Source organism: Streptomyces sp. NPDC058955 (assembly GCF_042741435.1).
Taxonomy (GTDB): Bacteria; Actinomycetota; Actinomycetes; order Streptomycetales; family Streptomycetaceae; genus Streptomyces.
The window spans coordinates 86,390-92,039 of the sequence record NZ_JBHYKM010000014.1; the positions used below are offsets into that span (position 1 = coordinate 86,390).

Below are 5,650 nucleotides of genomic sequence, written 5' to 3' on the forward strand. Positions count from 1 at the left end.
CCTCCGTGTATCACCAACCAGCGCGCGCGGCGCGGTGTCGCTTTCTTGGACGGTTTGGGTCCTAGTTCCTTGTTTGTGGGGGTGCCGCCCGGTACCCCCCGGGGCGGAACCCGTACGGAAGGCGGACATCATGGTGGCTCTTGTTCCCGCGGAGGCTCCCGGCGACGAGCGCGGCGCGTTCCTCAACTTCGTGGAGGCCCAGCGCGCGGCCCTCCGCCGGGCGCTCCTCGGCCTCACCGAGGAGCAGGCGGCCAGTCGTCCCAGCGCGAGCGAGCTGAGCCTCTCCGGCCTGGTCAAGCACGTGGCCGAGGTGGAGCTGAACTGGCTCCGGCTGGCGCAGGAGAAGCCCAACGAGCGGCAGCGGTCCGAGGGGACCTGGCACGAGGCGTTCGTGCTCGTCGACGGGGAGGGGATCTCCGACGTCCTGGCCTTCTGGGACGGGGTCGCCCGGGAGACCGAGGAGTTCGTGCGGACGGTGCCCAGCCTGGACGACACCTTCCCGCTGCCGCCCGCGCCCTGGTTCCCCGCGGACGGGCGGGTGTCGGTCCGCTGGATGCTGCTGCACCTGGTGCAGGAGATGGGGCGGCACGCCGGGCACGCGGACGTGATCCGCGAATCCCTCGACGGCAAGGGCTCCTTCGAGCTGATCGCCCTGGAACGCGAGAAGTAGCGGGAAATTTCCCCCGGGCGGGAACCCGGAGGCGGTGAGCGGTGTACCAGGAGCAGACGGTTCACCGCGAACCGCCCGACGGACAGGGGGAAGTCCGATGCGCGTTCCCGTTTCCCGGGCGCCGGCTCCGCTCCGCGCGCTCCTGGCACTGCTGCTCGCCTGGCTGCTGGCCGCCTGCACGGAAGGGCCGGAGCCGGCACCGCGCGCCGAGAAGCCCGCAGACGACGGGGTGTTCGGCGCCCCGCCGAGGATCGGGGACGGCGCCGGGCTGCCCGGGTGGGCGTCCGGCCTCGGCTTCGCCGCCGACGGCAGCGGCTTCGCGCTCCTCGCCGACTGCGTGAGCGACCCGGCCCGGCCGGAGAACGGCTTCTGCCGCCAGTGGGTCGCGGTGCTCGACCCGGGCGCCGACCGGTGGCAGCGGCGCGCCTCCCCGCTGCCCGAACTGCGGGGTACGGAAGGGGTGTCGGCGCAGTTGTGGGTGCTGGGCCCGGGCCGCGCCCTGATCGAGGACGGCGGCGTCGAGGAGCCGCTGCGGGGCTGGTTCACGACGGACGGCGGGCGGAGTTGGCGGGGCGTCGATCCCCGCCCGGCCGGCCGGACCCCGGACATACCCGTGGGCGCGGCGCTCACCGCCGAGTGCGTGGACCCGACCGCCCCGCCGGAGTCGTGTCCCCGGGAGCGGCTGATGGCGCTCTCGCCCCGGGACGGGCGGCGGCGGGAGCTGGTGACGCAGCCGCCGCTGGGGGCGCATCCCCGGCCGGCGGCGGTCGCGGAGCCGGACGGCTCCTGGTGGGTGTCGGGTGTGGTCCCGGGGACCACGCGGTCGGCGGTCGCCGTCTCCCGGGACCGGGGCCGCAGCTGGTCGGTGAGCCGGCTGCCGAGCCCGACCGACGCCCCGGCCCGGCACACGTCGGTGGTGGTGGGTCCGGACGCCGTGTACGCGGCGGAGATGGGCGAGCTGAAGGGCGGTGAGCCGGTGAAGAACCCGCTGCGGGCGCTGCACCGCTCCCGGGACGGGGGCAGGACCTGGCAGCGGATGTGGACCACGGGCCCGGAGAAGGAGCCGCGCTCGCTGGAGGGGCTTCCGGTGCCGGGCCCCGGCGGCCGGGTCGAGCTCGCCGCCCAGTGGTCCGGCTACCGGAGTCTGGACGGCGGCCGGACCTTCCGGGAGCTGGACGACGGCACCTCGTACGTGCGCCGCACCGGCGCGGGCCTGCTGCGGGAGGGCTCCCGCTGCCGGTACGAGCTGACGCGGGACGGCGTCCGCTGGTCGGAGTTCCTGCTGGCCTGCGGGGAGGAGGCCGGCTAGTGGTGGAAGGAGGTCGCCGCGTCCTTGTCGTGGGTGAAGGGGCGGGGCTGGCGGCGGAGTTCGGGGAGCAGCCGGTGCAGGTCCTCGACGAGGAGGCTCGCGAGGTCGGCGGAGAAGCCGTTGCGGCAGACGATCCGCAGGACGGACAGGTCCTCGCGGTGGGCGGGGAAGGTGTAGGCGGGGACGAGCCAGCCGTGTTCGCGGAGCCGGCGGGACACGTCGAAGACGTCGTACGCGGTGACGTCGGGGGCGGTGGTGAAGGCGAAGACGGGCAGCTGGTCGCCTCGGGTGAGGAGGCGGAAGTCGCCCATGGCCTCGATGCGTTCGGCGAGGCCGCGGGCGACGTCCCGGCTGGTCTGCTGGACGGCCCGGTAGCCCTCCCGGCCGAGCCGGAGGAAGGTGTAGTACTGGGCGACGACCTGGGCGCCGGGGCGGGAGAAGTTGAGGGCGAAGGTCGGCATGTCGCCGCCGAGGTAGTTGACCCGGAAGACCAGCTCCTCGGGGAGTTCCTCGGCGCTCCGCCACAGGGCCCAGCCGACGCCGGGGTAGACGAGGCCGTACTTGTGGCCGGAGGTGTTGATCGAGGAGACGCGGGGGAGGCGGAAGTCCCACTCCAGGTCCTCGTCGAGGAAGGGGGCGACCATGGCGCCGGAGGCGCCGTCGACGTGGACGGGGATGTCCAGGCCGGTGCGGGCCTGCAGGTCGTCGAGGGCGGCGCAGATCTCGGCGACGGGCTCGTAGGAGCCGTCGAAGGTGGAGCCGAGGACGGCGACGACGCCGATGGTGTTCTCGTCGCACAGGGCGGCGGCGGAGGCGGCGTCGAGGTGGTAGCGGTCGCCCTCCATGGGGACGAGGCGGGGCTCGACCTCCCAGAAGTTGCAGAACTTCTCCCAGCAGACCTGCACGTTGACGCCCATCACCAGGTTGGGGCGGGCGGCGGCCGGATAGCGGTCGGCGTTCCGCTTGGCCCAGCGGCGCTTGAGGGCCATGCCGGCGAGCATGCACGCCTCACTGGAGCCGGTGGTGGAGCAGCCGACGGCGGCGGCCGGGTCGGGGGCGTGCCAGAGGTCGGCGAGCATGGCGACGCAGCGGCGTTCGAGTTCGGCGGTGCGCGGGTACTCGTCCTTGTCGATCATGTTCTTGTCGCGGCACTCGCCCATGAGGATCCCGGCCTGGGGCTCCATCCAGGTGGTGACGAAGGTGGCTAGGTTGAGCCGGGAGTTCCCGTCCAGCATCAGCTCGTCGCGGACGAGCTGGTAGGCGCTGGACGGCGGGAGCGGCCCGTCGGGCATCCGGTGCCGGGGCGGCGCCTCGGTCATTCCGCCGACCGGGTCGGCCTCGCCGTAGAAGGGGTTCAGGGCGAGCCGGCGGAAGGGCTCGGAGTCGGTGTCGTCGGTTCCCTTGTGGAGGGGGGCCATCGGTGCTCCTTCTGCGGCGGTGGTCGGGGTCAGCGGAGGGACTTGCCCTGGTGGTCGAGTTCGAGCTGGGGGCGGCCGGTGACGACCAGCCAGGCGGGCAGGGTGGCCAGGCAGAGCAGCGAGAGCATCGCGGGGGAGGATGCGAGGACGGCGGCGATGAAGAGGCTCACCCAGCCCTGCCGGGTGGTCGCGAGGAGGACGCCGAGGACGGCGGAGGAGACGGCGACCGCCGGGTGGATCTCCGGGACGAGGGCCTGGGCGACCAGGCCGAAGGCGGCGCCGAGGAAGACCGCGGGGAAGACCCGGCCGCCGCGGAAGCCGCAGGCGGCGGCGACCAGCAGGGCGGCGAGCTTGACGACGGCCATCCGGGCCAGTTCGCCGGAGGAGTACACCCCGATGGAGTCGACGAGCTCCTTGGTCTCGTGGAGGCCCTTGAAGAGGGTCAGGTGTCCGCCGAGGGCGCCGAGCAGGCCCAGCAGCAGTCCGCCGGCGGGCAGCATCAGCATGGGGTGCCGCAGCCGGCCGAAGGCCCGGTGGAGGTGGGGGAAGGCGTAGCAGCCGAGGAGGCCGAAGAGGGCGCCGAGGGTGGCGACGACGAGGGCGGCGAGCAGGTCCTCCCAGCCGGGGTCGGTCAGCGGCGGGAGGCCCATGGCGAAGCTGGGGTCGGAGAGGAGCTGGGTGGTCATCGCGCCGGCGCCGGCGGCGAGGAGCGGCGCGAAGAGCCGGTCCCACAGCGAGCCCCGGCCGGGCTGCCCGGTGAGCGCCTCGGAGAGGACCAGGGCGGCGGCGACGGGGGTGCCGAAGAGGGCGCCGAAGGTGCCGGCGATGGCGAGGGAGACCCAGAAGGCGCCCGGCACGTTCGGCGCGGCCCGCAGGCCCAGCCAGGCGGCCAGGGAGATCGCGGCGGCGATCGTCGGCTGCTCGGGGCCGAGGCTGACGCCGCCCGCGAGGGCGAGGGTGGAGGCGACGAGGAGGCCGGGCACCGCGAGGGGCGGCAGCGGTGGCCCGCCGAGCCCCTCGGAGGCCGGGTCGGGTCCGGCGTGCCCGGGCGCCTTCCAGACCACCAGGCCGACGGCGACGCCGGTGACGGTGAGGACGGTGATCATCCACAGCGAGGAGTACCGGCCGATGTCCAGGGCGTCGGGCACGGTCTCCCAGAGCACCGACTGGAGTTCCTCGGCGATCGTGCTGATGCCGAGGAAGAGCAGGGCCGATCCGACGCCCACCACGAGGGCGGGCAGCACCTGCGGGAGGAGGATCCGTACCGGGGTTTCGGCAGGGGCGGTCGCGTCATGATCGGTGGCCACCGCCCCACCATAAGTGAGCAAATGCCGCACAACACCTCGAAAGGCCGGGGCGTCCGGGCTTGCACCTCACGTCGCGTCAGGACCGAGGCTGACGGCGTACCGACAGAGAAAGGGCGGACGGCCACATGGGCTGCTCCGTGGGAAGGGTCGCCGGCTTCGCCGGGGTCACGGTGCGCACCCTGCACCACTACGACGCGATCGGACTGCTCTCCCCGAGCGGGCGCAGCGCGGCGGGCCACCGCCGCTACGACGACGCGGACCTCGACCGGCTCCAGCAGATCCTGTTCTACCGGGAGCTCGGCTTCCCCCTCGAAGAGGTCGCCGTCCTCCTCGACGACCCGCACGCCGACCCGCGGGAGCACCTGCGGCGGCAGCACGCCCTGCTGACCGCGCGGATCGGCGAGCTCCGGAGGATGGCGGCGGCCGTCGAGCACGCCATGGAGGCGAAGAAGATGGGCATCGACCTCACGCCCGAGGAGAAGTTCGAGGTCTTCGGGGACAAGGACCCCGAGCGGTACGCGGAGGAGTCCGCGCGCCGCTGGGGCGGCACCCACTCGCACGCGGAGGCGCAGGCCAGGGCCGCCGCCTACACCAAGGAGGAGTGGCAGCGGATGAAGGACGAGGTGGACGCCTGGGGCGCCGCCTACGCGGCCCTGATGGACCGCGGCCTGGGCCCGGAGACGGCGGAGGCGGTGGACCTCGCCGAGGCCCACCGCCGCCACCTCACCACCTGGTTCTTCGACTGCCACCCGGCGACCCACGTCCGGATCGCCGAGACGTACCTGGCGGACGAGAACTTCCACGCCTTCTACGCCTCGATCCACGAGGGCCTGCCCGAGCACCTCGTCGCCGCCGTCCGGGCGAACGCCCGCCGCGCGGGGGCCGCGGCCCGCTGACGCCCGGCGGGGGGGGGGGGGGGGGGCCCGGCCGCCCCCGCGCCCCCCCC

The 5,650-nt window shown here is 74.1% G+C and carries 5 protein-coding genes; 3 read left to right on the top strand and 2 right to left on the bottom strand.

The window, feature by feature from the left end:
- The first annotated feature begins 130 nt into the window (after positions 1-130).
- Positions 131-670 carry a DinB family protein gene (locus ACFW1I_RS09000; RefSeq protein WP_384667730.1) on the top strand — a complete coding sequence of 180 codons (540 nt, stop codon included), beginning with the start codon at positions 131-133 and terminating at the stop codon, positions 668-670.
- 97 nt (positions 671-767) lie between these two features.
- A complete protein-coding gene (locus tag ACFW1I_RS09005; RefSeq protein ID WP_384667734.1) occupies positions 768-1,979 on the top strand; it encodes a WD40/YVTN/BNR-like repeat-containing protein in 1,212 nt (403 codons plus the stop codon).
- Here ACFW1I_RS09005 and ACFW1I_RS09010 read toward each other — a convergent pair.
- Positions 1,976-3,397 carry a glutamate decarboxylase gene (locus ACFW1I_RS09010; protein WP_384667737.1) on the bottom strand — a complete coding sequence of 474 codons (1,422 nt, stop codon included), beginning with the start codon at positions 3,395-3,397 and terminating at the stop codon, positions 1,976-1,978. The genes ACFW1I_RS09005 and ACFW1I_RS09010 overlap by 4 nt on opposite strands.
- A gap of 29 nt (positions 3,398-3,426) precedes the next feature.
- Positions 3,427-4,704, bottom strand: coding sequence for an ion channel protein (locus ACFW1I_RS09015; protein ID WP_384667740.1), 1,278 nt, complete (start codon positions 4,702-4,704; stop codon positions 3,427-3,429).
- 125 nt (positions 4,705-4,829) lie between these two features.
- Here ACFW1I_RS09015 and ACFW1I_RS09020 point away from each other — a divergent pair, with 125 nt between their 5' ends.
- Positions 4,830-5,600, top strand: a complete 771-nt coding sequence (locus ACFW1I_RS09020) for a MerR family transcriptional regulator (RefSeq protein WP_384667743.1) — start codon at positions 4,830-4,832, stop codon at positions 5,598-5,600.
- Positions 5,601-5,650 lie beyond the last annotated feature (50 nt).